The 21,843-nt window shown below is 66.9% G+C and carries 17 protein-coding genes; 9 read left to right on the top strand and 8 right to left on the bottom strand.

Annotation, left to right across the window (positions count from 1 at the left end):
- The first annotated feature begins 172 nt into the window (after positions 1-172).
- Positions 173-1,096, top strand: a complete 924-nt coding sequence (locus IB275_RS11380; protein WP_192296292.1) for an MBL fold metallo-hydrolase — start codon at positions 173-175, stop codon at positions 1,094-1,096.
- Here the strand turns inward: IB275_RS11380 and IB275_RS11375 are convergent.
- Positions 1,090-1,983 carry a LysR substrate-binding domain-containing protein gene (locus IB275_RS11375; protein WP_192296291.1) on the bottom strand — a complete coding sequence of 298 codons (894 nt, stop codon included), beginning with the start codon at positions 1,981-1,983 and terminating at the stop codon, positions 1,090-1,092. The genes IB275_RS11380 and IB275_RS11375 overlap by 7 nt on opposite strands.
- 379 nt (positions 1,984-2,362) lie before the next feature.
- Between IB275_RS11375 and IB275_RS11370 the strand changes: the two genes are divergently transcribed.
- Positions 2,363-3,910, top strand: coding sequence for a nucleobase:cation symporter-2 family protein (locus tag IB275_RS11370; protein ID WP_192296290.1), 1,548 nt, complete (start codon positions 2,363-2,365; stop codon positions 3,908-3,910).
- Between the two features lie 70 nt (positions 3,911-3,980).
- Here IB275_RS11370 and IB275_RS11365 read toward each other — a convergent pair whose 3' ends face one another.
- Positions 3,981-4,907 carry a choice-of-anchor Z repeating domain-containing protein gene (locus IB275_RS11365; protein WP_192296289.1) on the bottom strand — a complete coding sequence of 309 codons (927 nt, stop codon included), beginning with the start codon at positions 4,905-4,907 and terminating at the stop codon, positions 3,981-3,983.
- Positions 4,908-5,099: 192 nt separating this feature from the next.
- Positions 5,100-5,978 carry a putrescine utilization regulator PtrR gene (gene ptrR / locus IB275_RS11360; RefSeq protein WP_192296288.1) on the bottom strand — a complete coding sequence of 293 codons (879 nt, stop codon included), beginning with the start codon at positions 5,976-5,978 and terminating at the stop codon, positions 5,100-5,102.
- Positions 5,979-6,122: 144 nt separating this feature from the next.
- Between ptrR and IB275_RS11355 the strand changes: the two genes are divergently transcribed.
- Positions 6,123-7,508 (top strand): NAD-dependent succinate-semialdehyde dehydrogenase, encoded by a 1,386-nt coding sequence (locus tag IB275_RS11355; RefSeq protein ID WP_192296287.1) that lies wholly within the window; start codon positions 6,123-6,125, stop codon positions 7,506-7,508.
- A gap of 132 nt (positions 7,509-7,640) precedes the next feature.
- On the opposite strand, the gene IB275_RS11350 is transcribed toward IB275_RS11355, so the two are convergent.
- The 5 genes from IB275_RS11350 to IB275_RS11330 all read right to left on the bottom strand — a co-directional run bounded on the left by IB275_RS11350 (position 7,641) and on the right by IB275_RS11330 (position 14,242).
- Complete coding sequence (locus IB275_RS11350; RefSeq protein WP_192296286.1) at positions 7,641-8,168, bottom strand: DUF3828 domain-containing protein; 528 nt, start codon at positions 8,166-8,168, stop codon at positions 7,641-7,643.
- 292 nt (positions 8,169-8,460) lie between these two features.
- Positions 8,461-9,777, bottom strand: a complete 1,317-nt coding sequence (qhpG, locus tag IB275_RS11345) for a flavin-dependent monooxygenase QhpG (protein ID WP_192296285.1) — start codon at positions 9,775-9,777, stop codon at positions 8,461-8,463.
- Between the two features lie 178 nt (positions 9,778-9,955).
- Positions 9,956-10,627: a subtilisin-like serine protease QhpE gene (qhpE, locus tag IB275_RS11340; RefSeq protein ID WP_192296284.1), complete on the bottom strand. Its 672-nt coding sequence runs from the start codon at positions 10,625-10,627 to the stop codon at positions 9,956-9,958.
- Positions 10,617-12,344: an ABC transporter ATP-binding protein gene (locus tag IB275_RS11335; protein ID WP_192296283.1), complete on the bottom strand. Its 1,728-nt coding sequence runs from the start codon at positions 12,342-12,344 to the stop codon at positions 10,617-10,619. The genes qhpE and IB275_RS11335 overlap by 11 nt, the downstream gene beginning before the upstream one ends.
- A complete protein-coding gene (locus tag IB275_RS11330; RefSeq protein WP_192296282.1) occupies positions 12,344-14,242 on the bottom strand; it encodes a sigma-54-dependent Fis family transcriptional regulator in 1,899 nt (632 codons plus the stop codon). The genes IB275_RS11335 and IB275_RS11330 overlap by 1 nt, the downstream gene beginning before the upstream one ends.
- 250 nt (positions 14,243-14,492) lie before the next feature.
- On the opposite strand from IB275_RS11330, the gene IB275_RS11325 reads away from it, so the two are divergent.
- The 6 genes from IB275_RS11325 (at position 14,493) to IB275_RS11300 (ending at position 21,748) form a co-directional block, all read left to right on the top strand.
- Positions 14,493-14,897 (top strand): MerR family transcriptional regulator, encoded by a 405-nt coding sequence (locus IB275_RS11325; protein WP_192296281.1) that lies wholly within the window; start codon positions 14,493-14,495, stop codon positions 14,895-14,897.
- A gap of 57 nt (positions 14,898-14,954) precedes the next feature.
- Positions 14,955-16,118: an isovaleryl-CoA dehydrogenase gene (locus IB275_RS11320; RefSeq protein WP_024765596.1), complete on the top strand. Its 1,164-nt coding sequence runs from the start codon at positions 14,955-14,957 to the stop codon at positions 16,116-16,118.
- A 162-nt stretch (positions 16,119-16,280) separates the two neighbouring features.
- Positions 16,281-17,888 (top strand): carboxyl transferase domain-containing protein, encoded by a 1,608-nt coding sequence (locus IB275_RS11315; RefSeq protein WP_192296280.1) that lies wholly within the window; start codon positions 16,281-16,283, stop codon positions 17,886-17,888.
- Between the two features lie 10 nt (positions 17,889-17,898).
- Positions 17,899-18,696: a gamma-carboxygeranoyl-CoA hydratase gene (locus IB275_RS11310; RefSeq protein ID WP_138216247.1), complete on the top strand. Its 798-nt coding sequence runs from the start codon at positions 17,899-17,901 to the stop codon at positions 18,694-18,696.
- A complete protein-coding gene (locus IB275_RS11305; RefSeq protein WP_192296279.1) occupies positions 18,696-20,657 on the top strand; it encodes an acetyl/propionyl/methylcrotonyl-CoA carboxylase subunit alpha in 1,962 nt (653 codons plus the stop codon). The genes IB275_RS11310 and IB275_RS11305 overlap by 1 nt, the downstream gene beginning before the upstream one ends.
- A gap of 188 nt (positions 20,658-20,845) precedes the next feature.
- The gene (locus IB275_RS11300; protein ID WP_192296278.1) at positions 20,846-21,748 is read left to right on the top strand and encodes a hydroxymethylglutaryl-CoA lyase; all 903 of its coding nucleotides are present in this window, start codon (positions 20,846-20,848) and stop codon (positions 21,746-21,748) included.
- Positions 21,749-21,843: the final 95 nt, after the last annotated feature.

Here is a 21,843-nt window from a genome sequence, read left to right as displayed (position 1 = left end):
GCCCTGCTTATGCGGAACCGCGAAAATCATCTTTGCTAATTCCGCCAGGCTTTAGCTGAACTGAACTGTCGGGCCGCAGAAATCGTGCATTGAAGTACACCCTCGCCAGCGGTGAGATGGGCCGGCGGACAACCCGCCGCCCCGACAACAACGAGAAAGAGGTTCGCGCCCCATGCGCACGCTGATCAAAGTCCTGGCCCTGGCTTCCACCACCCTCCTCGGCGCGCCCTTCGCCACGACCGCCGCCGAAGCACCCAAGGCCGAAGCCCCCAAGGCTGAAAAGCCGGCCTTCGTGGTACACAAGCTGACGGACTTCCTCTACGCCATCGGCGAGCCGAACTACTACCAGAAGAATTATTCGTACCTGCTGGTGGGTGCGAACCAGGCGCTGATGTTCGACTCCGGCGCCAACCAGAAGGAAGACATCACCCAGGTCGCCCGCCAGATCACCGACAAGCCGCTGTCGGTGCTGCCTTCGCACCTGCACTTCGACCACCTGGGCGGGCTGCACAACTTCCAGAGCATCTACCTGGTGGATACGCCCTTCACCGCGAAATTCCGCCGTGCCGACGGCCTCTTCCAGGTGCCCGAGCCGGTCTACCTGGGCAACATCGACCACATGACTCTGGCACCCTTCAAGGTCTCGCGCCTGGTGAAGCCCGACGAGGTGATCGACCTGGGCGGCCTCAAGCTGCGCCTGCTGAGCATGCCCGGCCACACGCCGGACGAAGTGGCGCTGTTCGATGAGGCGCACAACATCCTGCTCTCCGGCGACCACCTCTATCCGTCCTGGCTGCTGGCCGGGAACCTCAAGGACTACGTGGCCTCACTGGATTCCACGCTGAAGGTGATCAACCCGCAGACCACCCTTTACGGCGCCCACGCCGACGAGGACCCGAGCAAGGTGCCGGCCATGACCTACGCCGACGTGGTGGCAGTGCGCGACAAGATGCAGCAGATCCAGGCCGGTCGCGCCAAGGGCGAAGCCTTCAGCGACCCGGAGCTGATCAGGAGCTCGGAGCTGTACAAGGTAGAGAAGGACATCAGCATCCTCACCGACATCCAGTTCACCGATGGGCGCGGTTACGGCTACTGAGCCGGCTCGCTGATCGACAGCAACCACTCGATGAACGCCCGGACCTCCGGGCGTTCACGTTTCGCCTCGGGGCAGACCACGTAGTAGTTGTGCACCGCCGCCACCGAGATCGGCAGCGGGCGCACCAGCCGGCCTTCGTCGAGGTCGCGCTGTGACACCGTTTCATCGCTGAGCGCCACGCCGAAACCATCGCGCGCTGCCTGCAGGAGCATGCCGAAGTCTTCGAAATGGATGGCCTCGGCACCACCCCGACTGTATCCAGCCTCGGCCAGCCATTGCTGCCACTGGCTGCCGTCATCCTCATGCAGCAGCCGGTGCCGCGCCAGGTCGGCAGCCTCGACGATGGCCAGCGGCCCACGCAGGTATTGCGGGCTACACACCGGCGTCATGCGGATGCCATGCAGCAGGCGCCACCAGACACCCGGCCATGGTGGCGTGCCGTAGATAACCGCCACGTCGGCGCGGCGCCAGTCCACCTGCGGCATGCCCGGAGCGGTGATCACGCTGACCCGCACCGAGCGCGACACCTCCATGAAGCGCAGCAACGGCCGGGTCAGCCACTCCACGCCTTCGGCCGGCGGGATCGACAGGCAGATGTCCACCCTGTCCTCGTCCAGCCGGACGCCCGCCTGCAACGCCTGGACGGCCCCGGTGATCTCGCCCAGCGCACTGGCCACGCGCCTCTGCAGCTCGCGGCCGCTGTCGGTCAGTACCAACTGGCGGCCACGCTTCTCGAACAGCTCCACGCCCAGGCTGGCCTGCAGCGCCTTGACCTGCTGGCTGACCGCGCCTGTGGTGACGTGCAGCTCGACGGCAGCCGCGGCCAGGCTACCCAGGCGGGCCACGCTTTCGAACACCCTGAAACTGTGCAGCGGTGGGAGGGCCATCTCTTTTCGAAATCCGGCAATAACCAAGGCGGACGGTTATAGCAGGAGCAGCCTTCGTCGGGGAGAACGACGAGCTCGGAGCATGACTGGCCCGCAATTTGCGATGACCTGTGTACAGGGGGCCGGCAAGAACCTTTCGGAGCTTTGCATGCAGCCAAGTAGTGCTTTTGGATTCAAACATGCACACATTTCGTGCAAGACACACCGAGTCAGGTTTTCTTGCAGAACACCTATTGCAGAGCCATCGCCCCTGAGAAAACACATAACCGACCGGTCAGATTCCGGACCACTGGCCGAAAACATGTATACAAAACAGTGGATATTCACCACTAACTTTGTCTACAGTGGCCCCACAACAAAAACAAGCGAGTCCTCAGCCATGAATGATCGTTCAGCTGTAGCGTCCGCCGGAGCACGCCCGGAAGACGAGAACCTCGGAATCGGCGCCAACCTGGCGTACGGCCTGCAACACGTTCTGACCATGTACGGTGGTATCGTCGCCGTGCCCCTGATCCTCGGCCAGGCGGCCGGGCTCTCCCCCAGCGAGATCGGTCTGCTGATTGCCGCCTCGCTGTTCGCCGGTGGCCTCGCCACCCTGCTGCAGACCCTCGGCATTCCCTTCTTCGGCTCGCAGATGCCGCTGGTGCAGGGCGTCTCCTTCGCCGGTGTCGCCACCATGATCGCGATCCTCGGCGGCGGCTATGAGGGCGGCGGCCTGAACGCCGTGCTCGGCGCGGTAATGGCGGCCTCGTTCATCGGCTTCCTGATCACGCCGATCTTCTCGCGCATCACCAAGTTCTTCCCCCCGCTGGTCACCGGTATCGTCATCACCACCATCGGCCTCACGCTGATGCCGGTAGCGGCGCGCTGGGCCATGGGCGGCAACCCCAAGGCACCGGACTTCGGCAGCATGGCCAACATCGGTCTGGCCGCGCTCACCCTGGTGATCGTCCTGCTGCTGAGCAAGCTGGGCAGCGCGTCCATCTCGCGCCTGTCGATCCTGCTGGCCATGGTGATCGGCACCCTGATCGCCGCCGCTCTTGGCATGACTGACTTCTCGCGCGTGGCCGAGGGCCCGATGGTCGCCTTCCCGGCGATCTTCCACTTCGGTATGCCGACCTTCCACATCGCCGCGATCCTCTCGATGCTGATCGTGATCATGGTGACCCTGGTGGAAACCTCGGCGGATATCCTCGCCGTCGGTGAGATCATCGGCACCAAGGTCGACTCCAAGCGCCTGGGCAACGGCCTGCGCGCCGACATGGCGTCGAGCATCCTGGCGCCGATCTTCGGCTCCTTCACCCAGAGCGCCTTCGCCCAGAACGTCGGCCTGGTAGCCGTGACCGGCGTGAAAAGCCGCTACGTGGTCGCCACCGGCGGCCTGATCCTGGTGACCCTCGGCCTGCTGCCGGTGATGGGCCGGGTGATCGCCGCAGTACCTTCCTCCGTGCTCGGCGGCGCCGGCGTGGTGCTGTTCGGCACCGTGGCGGCCAGCGGTATCCGCACCCTGTCCAAGGTGGACTACCGCAACAACATGAACCTGATCATCGTCGCCACCTCCATCGGCTTCGGCATGATCCCGATCGCCGCGCCCAGCTTCTACGAGCACTTCCCCAGCTGGTTCGCCACCATCTTCCACTCGGGCATCAGCTCGGCGGCGATCATGGCCATTGGTCTCAACCTGTTGTTCAACCACCTCAAGACCGGCAACTCCAATCAGCAGTCGGTGTTCGTCGCCGCCGAGGAGCGCACCCTGCGCTACCGCGACATCGCCGCGCTGAACGAGGGTGACTACTTCCAGAACGGCAAGCTGTACGACGCCGAAGGCAACGAGGTCCAGGTGGTCGGCGACGATCACGACCACGACGAGCACCACGCGCCAGCCGCCAGAACGGTGAAGCGCGAGACGGTGAACAGCAGCGCCTGACGCTCAGTCAGACGCCCATGAGAAAGGCCCCTTCCGGGGCCTTTTTCGTTCTTGCCAGCCAAGAGCAGCTTCAGTGCAGCGCCACCGCCGAGTCTTCTTCGGCCGAAGCCACTACCATCGCCACCGGTTCAGCATGCAGCGGTTCTGACTCCATTTCTGCCTGCGGCGGCGCGCTCACTTCCAGCATCAGCGATGCCGAAGGCCCGCCACCCGGCGGCGGGTTGACCACCACCACGGCCAGGCTGCCGCCAACAGCCACATCCTCGGGCAACAGCTGGAAAGCCAGGCGCGAACTGTCGGCCAGCGACGTTTCGCGCTCCTTTCCATTCACCTGCACCCGTGCGCCACGGCTGAAACCCTTGCCACGCAAGGTGACGTAAAGCGACTGGGCATCGAGGACTGGCGGCTGTGCTTCGGTGATGACGGCAAGGGGGTTTTCCAGCGGGTCCTTGCGCCGCGCGTCACCGGCCGGATAGCGGGTGCGAAACAGCGCATCCAGGAGGACGGCGAACTTGTCGGTGCCCTGCTTGGACGCCATCCCCACCAGAGCGGCCATGGCCATCAGCCCATAGAGATTGACGCTGGCCGGTTCGCTGGCGCCGCTCACCGTGAGGAACACCGCGCGCACGATCAGGTAGAGCATCAGCGCCAGCGCCATGCCGATACAGGGCTTGAGCAGGTACCACCAGATCCAGCTGGCCATGAAGCGGTCGTTGCCGACGAAGTCGCCGAAGGACTTCGCGACATGGACGAAACTGCCCAGCGCGCCTGCGACCATGACCATCACCAGCAGCCGCGCGTCCGGGCCCGGACACCAGCCGATCAGGCATTGCACGCCGGGGTCGCCGACTGCGCCGGCGTGAGGAAACTGCGGGTAGGACTGCGGCCACAGGCCGACCAGGGCGACCGCGAGGGCCAGGGCGAGGAGCATCAGCCCCGCCCCCATCAGGGTGATCTGCAGGGTATTGGCGCGTCGTCTCTTGCTGCGTGTCTCCATCATGCGCTCCGGGCAGAAGGTCAGCGGGAAAAATGCCCTGCCGCGAAGGGTGTTTCCCGCCTTCGCACGACGAACAGAGAAATTCACGTTAGCGCAGCGCCAAGCCGCTGCAAGAGGCCCTGGTGATTTTTTAACCGCTGTCTCGGGGGCGTTACGTAACGCTGGCGAAACAGCGCGCGCGAAGGCCCGCGCTCAGGCCACTTCAGCCTCGGACTGGGGTGCATCCAGTAGTCCGATAAATGCCCGCAGCGCCGGCGTATCGGTGCCGCGCCGCCAGAACAGCCAGGTCGTGGCGTCGGCATGCTGCGGCGCCAGGCGGTGGATCGCCACGTTGCGCCCGCCGGCCAGGCTCTCGAACATCGCCCGCGGGATGATCGCCACGCCGCCGCCCGCCGCGATGCAGGCGAGCATGCCGTGGTAGGACTCCATCTCCATGATCTTGCCCGGCACCACGCGGTGCTCGGCGAACCAGCCTTCCAGGCGCTTGCGATAGGAGCAGGTATCGCGGAAGGCGAACACCGTCTCCCCCGCCACGTCCCGCGCGTCATGCACCGGCGCGTGGTGCCTGGCGCTCATCAGCACCAGCTCCTCGCGGTATACCGGCTTGCCGTCCAGCTGCGGGTGGTTGGCCGGGCCGTCGGCAAAGGCGGCGATGAAACGGCCGGAGAGCACGCCGTCGATCATCTCGCCCGAGGGGCCGGTGGACAGGTCCAGCTGCACCTTCGGGCACTGCTGGTGATAGCGCGCCAGCATTTCCGGGATGCGTACCGCCGCCGTGCTCTCCATCGAGCCCAGGGAGAAGCCGCCATGGGGTTCGGCGCCCACCGCCACCTGCCGGGCCTCCTCCACCAGATCGAGGATGCGCTCGGCATATTCGAGGAAGCTGCGGCCGGTCGGCGACAGACGGAGGCGCAGCTTCTCGCGGATGAATAGCTCGGTGCCCAGCTCCGCTTCCAGCTGTTTGATCCGCGTGGTGAGGTTCGACGGCACGCGATGTAGACGGGCCGCAGCGGCAGTGATGCTGCCCTCGTTGGCGACGGCGCGGACGATTTCCAGCTGGGTGAGGTCCATGATTCTCTCCGAGAGAAAGAGTCTTTCTTGATTATTCATTTTACATGAATGGTTGCGCATCTTAATTTCTGCGCCATCCCGGAGCCATCCCGCCCGGACGAACGACCGGCCTTGCGCCTCCCCATAGAACAAGCAGGACTCACCATGAACCAGATCGCCGCCATCCCCGCTGCCATTTCCCGCAGCCCCGCCACCGGCCAGGAACTGGCCCGCTACACCTTCGAAGATGCCGCCCAGCTGGAGACCTCGCTGGCCCGCACCGATGCCGCGTTCCGCCAATGGCGCGACACCAGCATCGCCGAACGTGTCGCCGTGCTGCGCAAGATGGCCGAAGTCCTGCGCGCCAACGTCGAGCCGATGGCCCGCATGGAAGCCCAGGAAATGGGCATGCCGGTCACCCAGGCCCGTGGCGAGATCAACAAGTGCGCCAACCTCTGCGAGTGGTACGCCGACAACGGCCCGGCCATGCTCGAAGACGAGAAAACCAGCATTGAAGGCGCATACATCTCCTATCTGCCGCTGGGCCCGGTCCTGGCCGTGATGCCGTGGAACTTCCCCACCTGGCAGGTCATGCGTGGCGCGGTGAGCATCATCCTGGGCGGCAACACCTACGTCCTCAAGCACGCGCCGAACGTCATGGGCTGCGCCTATCAGCTGCGCGACGCGTGGCTGCAGGCCGGCCTGCCCGAAGGCGTGTTCGAGGTACTGAACGTCGAGCCGCCGCTGGTCTCCAAGGCCATCGCCGATGACCGCATCGCCTCCATCGCCGTGACCGGCAGTGTCGGCGCCGGCGCGGCCATCGCCTCCCAGGCCGGTGCCGCGCTGAAGAAGTGCGTGCTGGAGCTGGGCGGTTCCGACGCCTTCATCGTGCTCGCCGACGCCGACCTCGACGCCGCCGTGAAAGCCGCCGTCGCCAGCCGCTTCGGCAACTGCGGCCAGGTGTGCATCGCCGCCAAGCGCATGATCCTCGAAGAATCCATCGCCCCGGCCTTCACCGAGAAACTGCTGGCCGCCGTCAAGGCGCTGAAGATCGGCGACCCGCTGGCGGACGACACCTTCGTCGGCCCGATGGCCCGCTTCGACCTGCGCGAGGAACTGGACGGCCAGGTTCAGCAGGCCATCGCCGATGGCGCCACTCTGCTGCTGGGCGGCCACAAGCTCGAAGGCGAAGGCAACTACTACGCGCCGACCGTGCTGGCCGACGTGAAGCCGGGCAACACCGCGTTCAAGAAGGAAATCTTCGGCCCCGTCGCTTCGCTGATCGTCGCCCGCGACGCCGAGCATGCCCTGGAGCTGGCCAACGACAGCGAGTTCGGCCTCTCCGGCGCGATCTGGAGTGCCGACAAGGCCAAGGCCCAGCACATGGCCCGTCGCCTGGTCAGCGGTGGCGTGTTCATCAACGGCTTCTCCGCCTCCGATCCCCGCGTACCGATCGGCGGCGTGAAGAAGAGCGGCTTCGGTCGCGAGCTGTCGCACTTCGGCCTGCGCGAGTTCACCAACCCGCAGACCGTGTGGATCGACCGCAAGTAAGTCGCCCCAAAAAAAAGGCCCCTTCCAGGGGCCTTTTTTTTGCGTGCGTGGCAGAGCGTCCGCATCGGTGCATCAACTGCAGGAGCGGGCCACGCCCGCGATCGCGCGCACGGCCCGCTCCTGCAATCTACGTCAAGGCTTGCTCGCGCCCTTCTTCAGCTGAAGAAGTTCCTGGGTGCTGTGCCGCAGGTTCTCGGCCAGGCTGCCCCGCTCGTTGAAGCAGTCTTCGACGAGCCAACCGCCAGCCGTGCGATGCAGCAGCAGGCCAAGATCGCGGTCCTCACCCGTCAGGGCATCCTTGAGCACCACCCGCGCCTTGAGTCGGTCCTCGTCGACCGTGTCGAACTGCAGCGTCTTCACCTTGATATCGCCCCAGTCCTGGCAATCGCACAACGGGTCGCCACCGAGGTAGCCCAGCTCGCCATCGGCGGCGTCCTGGTCAGCCTTCATCAGTGCGATCAGCGAGGCATCGTAGACGTCCTCTTCCTTCAATGTCGGGTTCGGCACGCCCGGGCCGTCCGGCGTATAGCTGGCGTACAGCCGGCGCAGGAAGCGTTCCGCGCTGGCGCTATCGGTCGCCGAAGTCGAGGCCGCGAGCGAAGTATCGAAGAGCGTCAGCAGTATCAGCGACAGGGCGAAAGCGGATCGCAGGAAGGCCATGGGATTCTCCATCGGTCAGCCGGGCATCATCGCCCAGTGCAGCCTCGAAAATCCGTGATGTGGTTAAAGCTGCGGCCGATAGCCTCGGGGCAACCGCCAGCCCCACCGGCAAAGCCCCCGGCTAGCACCTGAGTAGGATGGGTGGAGCTTGCGATACCCATCGAGCGGATCGGAAAGTTAAGCGATGGGTATCGCTACGCTCCACGCCATCCTACGACGAGCGCAAAGGCGAACGTCCGATGGGGCCGTAGGGCGCATAACGTCAGCGGCGTTATCCGCCGGGTCGGTTCGATCAGGATCGAGGATGATAGCCCTGGGCGAGCAGCCAGCCCTGGAAAGCACGCCGTTGCGCCACAGGCAGGTCCGCCAGTACCTGGGCCTCGGGCTCCGCCCGCAGCCGCCGCAGCCAGGGCGCCAGCTCCAGCCCGTCGAGGTGCCAGATGCCCAGCGGCTGGTCGGCGCTGACCACCACTTCCGCCTCATCGACGAACTCGCCCTTCAGCACCGGGGCGCGCTCGATGCGCAAGCTGGCGAAGTCCGCCGGCACGTGGCTCGGCTGTTCGTCCGGCCAGGCGCGACGGGCCTGCCAGAACGGCTGATCGGCCCACCGCGTTTCGCTGGCATAGAAGTCGCGGCCGACGCGGGCAAAGCGCAGGAACAGTTGCTCGACCCGTTGCTGATGGAAGCGCCGGGCCAATGCCGCGCGCTCCGGCGCGCGCAGCAGCGTGTTGATCACCAGCGGCGCCTGCAGGGCCGAAGACAGCGACTGGAAGATGCCATTGCCGGACAGCGGGTCCACCGCCATCGCCGCATCGCCCACGCGAATCCAGTTGTCGCCACAGGCTTCCAGGCAGAGGATCGCCGTGCTGCTGCGGGCGTGCAGGTCCAGCTCGTGCTCGGCGGCATCGCCGAAGAACTGTCGGACCAGCGTCGACGCATTGCGGCGCTCGCGGCAGTAATCGAGCAACTGCTCGCGGGGCGGCAACTGGCTGCTCGCGACATCCAGGGTGAGCTGCCAGTAGCAGCGCCCGTCCTCCAGCCGCGCCATCCACGCCCAGCCATCGGCCAGGCTTTCCACCGCCGTCGCCAGCGGGCCAGGCCCGCCCTGCCAGCGATTGAGCAGGCTGAGGGTCTCCGGGCCACGTCGGGCCTTGGCTCCCTTCTGACTCAGCGGCGCCTGCCGGCCTCGGGCCTCGACCAGAAAGGCGCCCTGTACTTCCCGGCCGCCTTCGAGCTTTATGCGCCACCCAGAGGCTTGTTCGGCCACGGTCAGCACCTGGGCTTCGATCAGCCCGACGCCGGCCTGCTTCAGGTCCTCGCGCAGCCCGGCATCGAAGCGCGGGCGGTCGAGGACGCATTCGATGTTCTGCGCGCTTTCCACGCCATTCCACTGCACGCGCCGTTGCGAAGGCGGCGCGGCGCACTCCAGCGCGCGCTTCAGGCCGGAATTGCGCAGACCTTCCAGCACGCGCTGGGACACACCTTCCACCGCAGCGAAGCGACGCCATTCACTGATCACGGTAACGGGATGGCCCAGGCGGCGCAGGCCGAGGGCAACCGCCGCTCCGGCAGGGCCGGCACCGAGGATCAGGATGGGGAGATCACTCATGCTCCGGATGCCCTCACCCTAACCCTCTCCCAGAGGGAGAGGGGACTGTTCGGTGCTTTTGGAGGTTTCTGCGCACGCCGATAGCAATGGACAAACGCCAGAGATGAGCCCCTACGGAGGACGGCCCCCTCTCCCTCCGGGAGAGGGCTGGGGTGAGGGGGACGGACTCGACCTCCACTCACAACCCCACCCTCCGCTCAATCCCCCGAAAAGCCGCCCGCGCCCGCATCAGCTCGACGAGCTGAACATTCGACAGCTCCGGCCGCTGCGCCAGCAACGCCGCCAGATGCCCGGCGAAAGCCGCACATCCCAGGCTCGCACCGGAGCGCCCACCCACCTTCACCGCCGCACCGAAATCGGCCTGAGGGCTGTCCAGCCAGGACCACTCGCCCTCGCCGCAACGGGCATCGCCCGTCACCCGGATCACCCCCGCGTAGCTCGCCGGAAACACCGGCTCGCCCCGCGCCGGGCTGGAGGCGCAAACCAGTACGCCGGCCTCGATCAGCTCCGCCACGGCCTCGCGCAGGATCGGCCGGTCCTGTCGCACGCCCAGGCTCAGGTTGATCACCCGCACGCTCTGCTCGCCGAGCCAGTGCAGCGCGGCGGCGATCTGCAGCGGGCTGGTCACGCCACGCTCATCGAAGACCTGGGCGACGGATAGGCGGGCATCCGGTGCCTGGGCAAGAATCGCTGCGCAGACGACGCTGCCGTGGCCCAGGGCATCCACCACAGGCTCGCCGTCAGCATGACCGTCGTCAGTCAGGAAGAACCGCCGCGCACCGCTGACGCTCGCGGACTGGGAGTCGGCGAAACCACTGTCGACCACCCCAACTCGCAGTTCAGGCCTCATGCTGCTGCACCGGCTGCGCCTCACGCACACGCAACTGCCCGTCCTGCAATTCCAGGTGCAGGTCGGCGGCGGCCAGGGTCGAAGTACGGTGGCTGATCAACAGCCGCGTGCGCCTGTCGAACAACTGGTCGATGGCCGCGATCACCTCGCGCTCGGTGCTCTCGTCCACCTGCGAAGTGGCTTCGTCCAGCACCAGGATCAGCGGGTCCTGCAGTAGCGCGCGGGCGATGGCGATGCGTTGCTTCTGCCCGCCGGAAAGCTGCTGGCCGCGCTCGCCCAGCGGGCTGTCGAGGCCTTCGGGAAGGCTGGCGATCAGGCTGTCCAGCTGCGCCGCACGGGCGGCCTTTTCGATGGCGTCGCGGCTCGATTCGGGTGCGCTGTAGGCCAGGTTGTCGGCGAGGCTGCCGCGGAACAGCACGATGTCCTGGCTGACCACCGCCACGCGCCGGCGCAGGGCATGCAGGTCAAGTTCGCGCAGGTCGATACCGTCCAGCAGAATGCGCCCCTGGTCCGGGTCGTAGAAGCGTTGCAGCAGGTCGATCAGGGTGCTCTTGCCGACCCCGGACGGGCCGCTCAGCGCGACCTTGAGGCCGGCGGGAATCACCGCCTGGACAGCCTGCAAAACCGGCTGCACACGGCCCGGCCAGGCGTAGTGCAGGTTCTCCAGGCGCAGCTCGCCCACCGCCGGCATCGGCCGGGGTGCGGCGGGCGAAACAATGGTCGCTTCCTCGCCACGCAGCTCCATTACCCGGCCGAGGCTGACGGTCATGCGCTGCAGCGCGACGTACAGGCCAAGCAGGCTCTGCACCGGCCCGATGGCCATGCCCAGATAGGTGGAAAAGGCGATCAGCGACCCCAGCTGCCAGGTGCCCTGCACCACCCAATAGCCACCGACCAGGAAGGCGCAGGCACGGGACAGCGACATCAGCGTGCCGGGCACCGCCTGGGTGAAGAACTCGGTGAGTTGCAGGCGCAGCAGTTGGCCGAGGTAGCCCTGCCCCAGCCCTTCCAGGCGCCCGGACTCTCGGGATTGCTGGCCGGCGGACTGGATGAATTTCATCGCCGGCAGCGTCTCGACGAAGAATGACGACAGGTCCGCCGAACGCTCGCGCAGGCCCCGCGCCTCGCGCTCCACCTTGCGCCGCATCCAGCGCAGCCAGAGCACGTCCAGCGGGATCAGCAGCGCCACCAGCAGCGAGAGCTTCCATGACAGGGTGAGCAGCAACACCAGCGCGCCAACCAGGCCAATCACGCTTGAGACGGCGGAGAACAGCGAGTCCACGGCAAAGCGCTGGATCTCGGCGACGTCGCCGTCGAGCCGGGACATCAGGTCGCCGATGCGGCGGCGGCCGAAGAAGCTCGGCGAGAGCGTCTGCAGGTGGCGGTACAGCGCGTCGCGCAGGGAGAACAGGATACGCCCGGACAGGCGCGTGTGCAGGTAGCGGTTCAGGCCGGACAACGCCGTGCCGACCAGGCCGACGACGATCATCGCGCCGGCCACCATCACCAGCACCGGGAAATCCTTCGCCAGCAGGCCGTCGTCGATCAGCGTCTTGGTCAGCCAGGGCTGTGCGAGCACCAGGATCGAGGCACAGAACGACAACCCGAGCAGCCCGGCGATGGCTGCCTTGTGCGGCTTGACGAAGCCGTACAGCCAGCGCAGCGAGGCCTTGAGTTGCTGCGGGTCGTCGCTGTCGATAAGGCGGGTGAAGAACATCAGCCCACCTTGAGTTGCTTGAGCTTGCGGTACAGCGTGGCGCGGCTGATGCCCAGTGCGTCGGCGGCGGCGGAGACGTTGCCCTGATGGCGCTCCAGCGCCTGGCGGATCAGCTCCAGTTCGTTCTCGCGGATGCTGCCGCTCTGCGGGCGCTCGCCGGCGGCGAGTTCGTCCAGGGTGCTGTCGGGCAGGTGGTCGAGGCTCAGTTGCTCCTCGCCCTCCTCGCGCATGGCCAGCGCGGTGCGCAGGACCATCTCCAGCTGGCGGATGTTTCCAGGCCAGTGGTACTCGCGCAGCAGGCCGAGCAGCTCGGCGGAGAGCTTCACCTTGGGAGCGCCCAGGCGCGCCAGCAGACCGGTGGCCAGCTCGGCAAGGTCGTCGCGCTCGCGCAGCGCCGGCAACTTCACGCTGATGCCGTTGACGCGGTAGTAGAGGTCCTCGCGGAAGTGCTTTTCCTCCACCAGGCGCTTCAGGTCGCGGTGCGTCGCACAGATCAGCGCCACGTCGATGTCCTGCTCCTCGCCGGCACCCAGCGGCGCCACCTTGCGCTCCTGCAGCACGCGCAACAGGCGCGCCTGCAGGGCCAGCGGCATGTCGCCGATTTCGTCGAGGAACAGCGTGCCGCCATGGGCCTGCTGCAGCCGGCCGACCATGCCGCCGCGCCGCGAGCCGGTGAAGGCGCCGTCGCGGTAGCCGAACAGTTCGGATTCGATCAGGCCCTCGGGGATCGCCGCGCAGTTCACCGCGACGAAGGGTTTGTCGCTGCGCGCGCTGGCCTGGTGCAGGGCGCGGGCGACCACTTCCTTGCCGCTGCCGGTTTCACCCAGCAACAGTACCGGCAGTTCGTTGACCAGGCCCTGACGCGCCATGCGCAGGGCGCGGGCATAACGCGGGTGGCTGCCGGCGAGAGCTTCGAGTTCCGGGCCGGCGGCCGGGCGCGGTGCGCGGGCGCTGACCGGCACCGCGTGGCTGCGCAGCGGCGCCTGCAGCGTCTTGTAGAACAGCTCGCCCTTGGGCGTCTGCAGGCTGCCGACGCCGCCCTGGTAGAGGCGGCCGAGCAACTGATCGCCACGCAGGCCGAGGAAATCTTCGCTGCGCCGGCCCACCAGGCTTTCGCGGTGGGCGCCGAGCAACTGGCAGGCCTGGCCGCTGACGGCCAGTATCTTGCCGTCCAGTCCCAGCGCCAGCAGGCCCTGCCAGGCGGAATCGAGGTATTGGCGGCGGTAATGGAAGGCGATAACCACCTGCCCCGGATGGCTGACGGCGAACAGCCGCGCCTCAATCTGGAACACCGCGAGGCTGAGCAGCGAGAGGCTTTCGCGCGGGCCGGAGAGCGGCCCCTCACGGGTCATGTCGAGCACGCCGAGCAGCGTGCCCTGCGGACCTTCGATGGGTACCGAGGTGCAGGAGAAGCGGCTCAGGCGGTCGAGGAAGTGCTCACCGCAGTCAATCTGCGTGGCGCGCTTTTCCACCAGAGCGGTGCCCAGGGCGTTGGTGCCGCGCGAGGCTTCGCTCCAGCAGGCGCCCTGGACGATATCGGCCAGGCCCTTGCTCTGCATGCGCTCGCGGGCGCCCTCGACGCAGAGGATGGTGGCGTCGGCGTTGGCCAGGATGATCACGCCATCATGGCCCTGGCGCTGTTGCAGGTAGTCGAGTTCGGGGGTGGCGGCGTCGAGCAGCAGGCGGTTGCCAGCCAGCAGCACGTCGGGTTTCACCCGCGTATCGAGGCCGTGCTCGGTGCCGCTGGCGCAGTCCAGGCCATGGCCGACGCTGCGCCGCCAGGAAGCGTCGATTTCCTCGCGGAGCACGCCGCAGGGGACTTCGCCTTCCTGTTGCAGGCGTTCACGGGCCAGGTGGGCTTCACGCAGCAGGTCGCTGCTTATTGTTCTTGTAGTCATGCATCGCTCCGGTAGGTTCCGTGCCCCTTTTCAGGGATGTCGGGGCGCGGAACTCGCAGGCTGGTCAGGGCTGTGTACACCCGCAGACGGCGTCAGTAAAGGGGAAGCCCCAGGTAGGAAAGTCTAGTAGGGAGCAGCAGGCAATTCCCGCGCCACTCCCCCTTCCTACGCCGCCTTCGAGTTGTATTGACACTGACTCAAGGCAGATTTACGTTAACGTAAAGGTAAACGACCTAGCAAGAGCATTCCCATGGCCACGACCTACACCATCTCCGAGCTTGCCCGCGAACTGGACGTCACCACCCGCGCCATCCGCTTCTACGAGGAGCAGGAAATGCTCAGCCCCGAGCGCCGTGGCCAGGAGCGCGTCTACAGCGCGAAGGACCTGGTGGCGCTGAAGCTGATCCTGCGCGGCAAGCGCATCGGCTTCTCGCTGGCCGAGTGCAAGGAGCTGATCGACCTCTACGACCCCAGCAGCGGCAACACCAAGCAGCTGCAGACCTTCCTCGACAAGATCACCGCGCGCCGCGCACAGCTGGAACAGCAGTTGCTCGACATCGAGCAGATGAAACTGGAACTGGACACGGCCGAGGAGCGCTGCCTGGCGGCCATGGCCGAGACCGACAAACCCCGCAAGCAGCGCGTGCCGAGCTGACCTCGACGCCCTGCTCCGCTCTCTCATCAGATTACAAATACAAGTACAGGTGATTCCATGAGCTATCCCTCCCTCAACTTCGGCCTCGGCGAAACCATCGACATGCTGCGCGAGCAGGTGCAGGGCTTCGTCGCCAGCGAACTCGCCCCGCGCGCCGCGCAGATCGACGCCGACAACCTGTTCCCCATGGACATGTGGAAGAAGTTCGGTGACATGGGCCTGCTCGGCATCACCGTCGCTGAGGAGTACGGCGGCGCCAACATGGGTTACCTGGCCCACGTCATCGCCATCGAGGAGATCAGCCGGGGTTCGGCTTCGGTCGGCCTGTCCTACGGCGCGCACTCCAACCTGTGCGTCAACCAGATCAAGCGCAACGGCAACGCCGAGCAGAAGGCCAAGTACCTGCCCAAGCTGATCAGCGGCGAGCACATCGGCGCCCTGGCCATGAGCGAGCCCAACGCCGGCTCCGACGTGGTGTCGATGAAGCTGCGCGCCGAGAAGCGCGGCGACCGCTTCGTCCTCAATGGCAGCAAGACCTGGATCACCAACGGCCCGGACGCCAACACCTACGTCATCTACGCCAAGACCGAGCCGGAGAAAGGCGCCCACGGCATCACCGCGTTCATCGTCGAGCGCGACTGGAAAGGCTTCAGCCGTGGCAGCAAGTTCGACAAGCTGGGCATGCGCGGCTCGAACACCTGCGAGCTGTTCTTCGATGACGTGGAAGTGCCGGAAGAGAACGTACTGGGCGCAGTCAACGGCGGCGTGAAGGTGCTGATGAGCGGCCTGGACTACGAGCGCGTCGTCCTCGCCGGTGGCCCGATCGGCATCATGCAGGCCTGCATGGACGTGATCGTTCCCTACATCCACGACCGCAAGCAGTTCGGCCAGAGCATCGGCGAGTTCCAGCTGATCCAGGGCAAGGTCGCCGACATGTACACCCAGCTCAACGCCAGCCGCGCCTACCTCTATGCCGTGGCCCAGGCCTGCGACCGTGGCGAGACCACCCGCAAGGACGCCGCCGGGGTGATCCTTTACACCGCCGAGCGCGCCACCCAGATGGCCCTGGACGCCATCCAGATCCTGGGCGGCAACGGCTACATCAACGAGTTCCCCACCGGCCGCCTGCTGCGCGACGCCAAGCTCTACGAGATCGGCGCCGGCACCAGCGAAATCCGCCGCATGCTGATCGGTCGCGAGCTGTTCAACGAGACCCGCTGATCAGCCGGAAAGCACCCTCACCCTAACCCTCTCCCAAAGGGAGAGAGAACCGGGCGGTGCCGGCTGAAATCCCAGCGTTCCGATTGCGCCCCCTCTCCCTCCGGGAGAGGGTCGGGGTGAGGGGAAAGCCCCCGCGCCCAGCTCAACCTGATGGAGCCAACCATGGCCATCCTGCACACCCAGATCAACCCGCGCTCTCCCGACTTCGCCGCCAACGCCGCGACCATGCTGGAGAACGTCCAGAACCTGCGCGCCGTCCTCGGCCGCGTCCATGAAGGCGGCGGCGCCGCCGCCCAGGCCAAGCACACCGCGCGCGGCAAGCTGCTGGTGCGCGAACGCATCAACCGCCTGCTCGACGCCGGCTCGCCCTTCCTCGAAGTCTCCGCCCTCGCCGCCCATGACGTGTACGGCGAAGACGTCGCCGCCGCCGGCGTGGTCGCCGGCATCGGCCGTGTGGAAGGCGTGGAATGCATGATCGTCGGCAACGACGCCACGGTGAAAGGCGGCAGCTACTACCCGCTGACCGTGAAGAAGCACCTGCGCGCCCAGACCATCGCCCAGCAGAACCGCCTGCCGTGCATCTACCTGGTGGACTCCGGCGGCGCCAACCTGCCGCGCCAGGACGAAGTCTTCCCCGACCGCGAACACTTCGGCCGCATCTTCTTCAACCAGGCCAACATGAGCGCCCAGGGCATCCCGCAGATCGCCGTGGTGATGGGCTCCTGCACCGCCGGCGGCGCCTACGTGCCGGCCATGAGCGACGAGACCATCATGGTGCGCAACCAGGCCACCATCTTCCTTGCCGGCCCGCCGCTGGTGAAGGCCGCCACCGGTGAAGTGGTGAGCGCCGAGGACCTGGGCGGCGCCGACGTGCACTGCAAGACCTCCGGCGTGGCCGACCATTACGCCGAGGACGACGAGCACGCGCTGGCCATCGCCCGCCGCTGCATCGCCAACCTCAACTGGACCAAGCAGGGCAAGCTCAACACCCGCGCCCCGCGCGCCCCGCTGTACGCCAGCGACGAGCTGTACGGGGTGATCCCGGTGGACAGCAAGCAGCCCTTCGACGTGCGCGAGATCATCGCCCGCCTGGTCGACGGCAGCGAATTCGACGAGTTCAAGGCGCTGTTCGGCACCACCCTGGTGTGCGGCTTCGCCCACCTGCACGGCTACCCGGTGGCGATCCTCGCCAACAACGGCATCCTTTTCGCCGAGGCCGCGCAGAAAGGCGCGCACTTCATCGAACTGGCCTGCCAGCGCGGCATCCCGCTGGTGTTCCTGCAGAACATCACCGGCTTCATGGTCGGCCAGAAGTACGAGGCCGGCGGCATCGCCAAGCACGGCGCCAAGCTGGTCACCGCGGTGGCCTGCGCCCAGGTGCCGAAGTTCACCGTGATCATCGGCGGCAGCTTCGGCGCCGGTAACTACGGCATGTGCGGCCGCGCCTACGACCCGCGCTTCCTGTGGATGTGGCCCAACGCGCGGATCGGCGTGATGGGTGGCGAGCAGGCCGCCGGCGTGCTCGCCCAGGTCAAGCGCGAGCAGGCCGAACGCGCCGGTAATGCGCTGTCGGCCGAGGACGAGGCGAAGATCAAGGCGCCGATCCTCGAACAGTACGAGCGCCAGGGTCACCCCTACTACTCCAGCGCGCGCCTGTGGGATGACGGTGTCATCGACCCGGCGCAGACCCGCGACGTGCTCGGCCTGGCCCTCTCCGCCTCGCTCAACGCGCCTGTCGAAGCCACGCGCTTCGGCGTCTTCCGCATGTAAGGCCGCAGCCATGACCGACTATCAGAACATTGAGCTTGATATCGACCCGCGCGGCGTCGCCACTCTCTGGCTGAACCGCCCGGAGAAGAACAACGCCTTCAACGCCCAGACCATCGCCGAGCTGATCCAGGCGCTGGCTGCCGTGGCCAGCGACGAGCGCGTGCGCCTGGTCGTGCTGCGCGGCCGCGGCCGGCACTTCTGCGGTGGCGCGGACCTGGCGTGGATGCAGGAATCCGTGCAGCTGGACTACCAGGGCAACCTCAACGACGCTCAGCAGCTCGCCGAACTGCTCTACAACCTGCACCAGCTGAACAAGCCGACCCTCGCCATCGTGCAGGGCGCGGCCTTCGGTGGTGGCGTCGGGCTGGTGGCCTGCTGCGACATGGCGCTGGCCGCCGAGGATGCGCAGTTCTGCCTGTCCGAAGTGCGCATCGGCCTGATCCCCGCAACCATCGGCCCGTTCGTCACCAAGGCCATCGGCCAGCGTGCCGCCACCCGCTACGCCATGACTGCCGAACGCTTCAGCGGCCTGCGCGCCCGCGAACTGGGCCTGGTGGACGAGCACTACCCGGCCGCCGACCTGGATGACGAAGCCGACGCCTGGATCGCCAACCTGCTGAACAACAGTCCGGCGGCCCTGGTGGCCTGCAAGGCGCTGTTCCACGAAATCGGTGCCGGCGAACTCACGCCCGAGCGCCGCCGCTACACCGAAGCCGCCATCGCCCGCATCCGCATCAGCCCCGAGGGGCAGGAAGGCCTGCGCGCCTTCCTGGAAAAACGCAAACCGGCCTGGCAGGAGCAAGTCTGATGAAGAAGATCGATACCCTGCTGGTGGCCAACCGCGGCGAGATCGCCTGCCGCGTGATGCGCACCGCCAAGGCCCTGGGCCTGACCACCGTGGCCGTGCACAGCGCCACCGACCGCAACGCCCGTCACGTCGAAGAGGCGGATATCGCCATCGACCTGGGCGGCGCCAAACCCGCTGAAAGCTACTTGCGCGCAGACGCCGTGCTCGCCGCCGCGAAAGCCGCCGGCGCCCAGGCCATCCACCCCGGCTATGGCTTCCTTTCGGAGAACGCCGGCTTCGCCCGCGCCTGCGAAGAGGCCGGACTGGTGTTCCTCGGCCCGCCGGCCAGCGCCATCGACGCCATGGGCAGCAAGTCCGCCGCCAAGGCGCTGATGGAAACCGCCGGCGTGCCACTGGTACCCGGCTACCACGGCGAGGCGCAGGACTATGCGACCTTCCAGCGCGAGGCCGAGCGCATCGGCTACCCGGTGCTGCTCAAGGCCGCCGCCGGTGGCGGTGGCAAGGGTATGAAGGTGGTCGAGCGCGAGGCCGAACTGGCCGAGGCGCTGGAGTCCGCCCAGCGTGAAGCACAGTCGGGTTTCGGCGACTCGCGCATGCTGGTGGAGAAGTACCTGACCAAGCCGCGCCACGTGGAAATCCAGGTATTCGCCGACCAGCACGGCAACTGCCTGTACCTCAACGAACGCGACTGCTCGATCCAGCGTCGTCACCAGAAAGTGGTCGAAGAAGCCCCGGCTCCGGGCCTCTCCCTGGAACTGCGCCAGGGCATGGGCGAGGCCGCCGTGCGCGCCGCCCAGGCCATCGGCTACGTCGGCGCCGGCACCGTGGAGTTCCTCTACGACGAAGGCAGCGGCCAGTTCTTCTTCATGGAAATGAACACCCGCCTGCAGGTGGAGCACCCGGTCACCGAAGCCATCACCGGCCTCGACCTGGTCGCCCTGCAGATTCGCGTTGCCCGTGGCGAACCGCTGCCGATCACCCAGGAACAGGTGCCGCTGATCGGCCACGCCATCGAAGTGCGCCTTTACGCCGAAGACCCCGAGGGCGGCTTCCTGCCTGCCAGCGGCCACCTCGCGCTGTACCGCGAACCCGCTGCCGGCCCCGGCCGCCGGGTGGACAGCGGCATCCGCGAGGGCGACGACATCTCGCCGTTCTACGACCCGATGCTGGCCAAGCTGATCGCCTGGGGTGAGAACCGCGAGGAAGCCCGCCAGCGCCTGCTGTCGATGCTCGGCGAAACCGCCGTCGGCGGCTTCAAGACCAACCTGGCCTTCCTGCGCCGCGTACTGGCCCATCCGGCCTTCGCCGAGGGCGAGCTGGATACCGGCTTCATCGGCCGCTACCAGGATGACCTGCTGCCCGCTGCCACCGCCCTGCCCGAACGTTTCTGGCAGCTCGCCGCCGAAGCCTGGGTGCAGAGCGAAGCCGCCCGCATGCGTGGCGACGATGCCCATTCGCCGTGGTCCGCCCAGAGCGGCTGGCGCAGTGGCCTGCCGGGGGAAACCGACCTTCACCTGCTGGCCAAGGGCGAGTCGCATGTCGTACGCCTGCGCCACGCCGACGGCCAGCGCATTGCGAATCTGGACGGCCAGTATCTGGACGTGAAGGACGGCGACATCCGCCGCCGTCACCAGGTCATCCGCCGTGGCGACAGCCTCTACCTGGAATGGAACGGTGAGCTGGTCAGCGTGCAACGCTTCGACCCGATCGCCGAGGCCGAAGCCGCGCACTCGCACCAGGGTGGCCTGGGCGCGCCCATGAACGGCAGCATCGTGCGCATCCTGGTCGAACCCGGCCAGAGCGTCGAAGCCGGCGCCGCGCTGGTAGTGCTCGAAGCGATGAAGATGGAACACAGCATTCGCGCGCCGCACGCTGGCGTGGTGAAATCGCTGTATTGCAGCGAAGGCGAACTGGTGTCGGAAGGTACGGCGCTGGTGGAACTGGAAGAAGCGTCGGAATAACGACCGAAAGCCCCTCTCCCCCGCCCTCTCCCTGAAGGGAGAGGGAGTATCCGTGCCACGCGGACCTTCCGCGTGAACCGGAAGCCTCCCGCCGCTCAGGACAGTCCCCTCTCCCTTCAGGGAGAGGGTTAGGGAGAGGGTGCCGAGCATTGCGCACCCTCCTCCACGGAACACTACGAGGACCGCAAATGACCCTGCCCCCATCCGTCCGCCTGGTCGAAGTCGGCCCGCGCGACGGCCTGCAGAATGAGAAACAGCCCATCGCCGTCGCCGACAAGGTGCGCCTGGTGGACGACCTCACCGCCGCCGGCCTGAGCTACATCGAGGTCGGCAGCTTCGTCTCGCCCAAGTGGGTGCCGCAGATGGCCGGCTCGGCCGAAGTCTTCGCCGGCATCCAGCAGAAGGCGGGCGTCACCTACGCCGCGTTGGCGCCAAACCTGAAGGGCTTCGAGGCCGCACTGGAATCGCAGGTGAAGGAAGTCGCGGTATTCGCCGCCGCCTCCGAGGCCTTCTCGCAGAAGAACATCAACTGCTCGATCAAGGAGAGCCTGGAGCGCTTCATCCCGATCATGGAAGCGGCGCGCCAGCACGGCGTGCGCGTGCGCGGCTACGTCTCCTGCGTGCTCGGCTGCCCCTACCAGGGTGAGGTGGACGCGGAACAGGTCGCCGCCGTTGCCGCGGAACTGCACGCCATGGGCTGCTACGAAGTCTCCCTGGGCGATACCATCGGCGTCGGCACCGCCGGCGCTACCCGGCACATGTTCGAAGTCGTCGGCCAGCGCGTGCCGCGTGCGCAACTGGCCGGGCACTTCCACGACACCTATGGCCAGGCCACGGCGAACGTCTACGCGAGCCTGCTGGAAGGCATCGCGGTGTTCGACAGCTCGGTCGCGGGCCTCGGCGGTTGCCCCTATGCCAAGGGCGCCACCGGCAACGTCGCCACCGAGGACGTGCTCTACCTGCTCAACGGCCTGGGCATCCACACCGGCATCGACCTGGACCTGCTGATCGACGCCGGCCAGCGCATCTGCGCCGTGCTCGACAAGCCCAACGGCTCGCGCGTGGCCAAGGCGCAGCTGTCCAAGCGCTGACAGGGATCCACGACACTCGTCGCAGACCGCAGGGCGCATAAAGCGGAACGCTTTATGCGCCGCCGAAGGATCGGCGGATAACGCCCTACCCGGCT

The sequence above is a fragment of the Pseudomonas sp. PDM21 genome (genome assembly GCF_014852505.2).
Lineage (GTDB): Bacteria > Pseudomonadota > Gammaproteobacteria > Pseudomonadales > Pseudomonadaceae > Pseudomonas.
Note: the sequence above shows the minus strand (reverse complement) of the source record. Positions and strands in the feature narration are given on the sequence as shown.

Coding starts and splice junctions, on each gene's coding strand:
- IB275_RS11380 (WP_192296292.1), top strand. CDS start 173: ATGCGCACGCTGATCAAAGTCCTGGCCCTGGCTTCCACCACCCTCCTC.
- IB275_RS11375 (WP_192296291.1), bottom strand. CDS start 1,983: ATGGCCCTCCCACCGCTGCACAGTTTCAGGGTGTTCGAAAGCGTGGCC.
- IB275_RS11370 (WP_192296290.1), top strand. CDS start 2,363: ATGAATGATCGTTCAGCTGTAGCGTCCGCCGGAGCACGCCCGGAAGAC.
- IB275_RS11365 (WP_192296289.1), bottom strand. CDS start 4,907: ATGGAGACACGCAGCAAGAGACGACGCGCCAATACCCTGCAGATCACC.
- ptrR (WP_192296288.1), bottom strand. CDS start 5,978: ATGGACCTCACCCAGCTGGAAATCGTCCGCGCCGTCGCCAACGAGGGC.
- IB275_RS11355 (WP_192296287.1), top strand. CDS start 6,123: ATGAACCAGATCGCCGCCATCCCCGCTGCCATTTCCCGCAGCCCCGCC.
- IB275_RS11350 (WP_192296286.1), bottom strand. CDS start 8,168: ATGGCCTTCCTGCGATCCGCTTTCGCCCTGTCGCTGATACTGCTGACG.
- qhpG (WP_192296285.1), bottom strand. CDS start 9,777: ATGAGTGATCTCCCCATCCTGATCCTCGGTGCCGGCCCTGCCGGAGCG.
- qhpE (WP_192296284.1), bottom strand. CDS start 10,627: ATGAGGCCTGAACTGCGAGTTGGGGTGGTCGACAGTGGTTTCGCCGAC.
- IB275_RS11335 (WP_192296283.1), bottom strand. CDS start 12,344: ATGTTCTTCACCCGCCTTATCGACAGCGACGACCCGCAGCAACTCAAG.
- IB275_RS11330 (WP_192296282.1), bottom strand. CDS start 14,242: ATGACTACAAGAACAATAAGCAGCGACCTGCTGCGTGAAGCCCACCTG.
- IB275_RS11325 (WP_192296281.1), top strand. CDS start 14,493: ATGGCCACGACCTACACCATCTCCGAGCTTGCCCGCGAACTGGACGTC.
- IB275_RS11320 (WP_024765596.1), top strand. CDS start 14,955: ATGAGCTATCCCTCCCTCAACTTCGGCCTCGGCGAAACCATCGACATG.
- IB275_RS11315 (WP_192296280.1), top strand. CDS start 16,281: ATGGCCATCCTGCACACCCAGATCAACCCGCGCTCTCCCGACTTCGCC.
- IB275_RS11310 (WP_138216247.1), top strand. CDS start 17,899: ATGACCGACTATCAGAACATTGAGCTTGATATCGACCCGCGCGGCGTC.
- IB275_RS11305 (WP_192296279.1), top strand. CDS start 18,696: ATGAAGAAGATCGATACCCTGCTGGTGGCCAACCGCGGCGAGATCGCC.
- IB275_RS11300 (WP_192296278.1), top strand. CDS start 20,846: ATGACCCTGCCCCCATCCGTCCGCCTGGTCGAAGTCGGCCCGCGCGAC.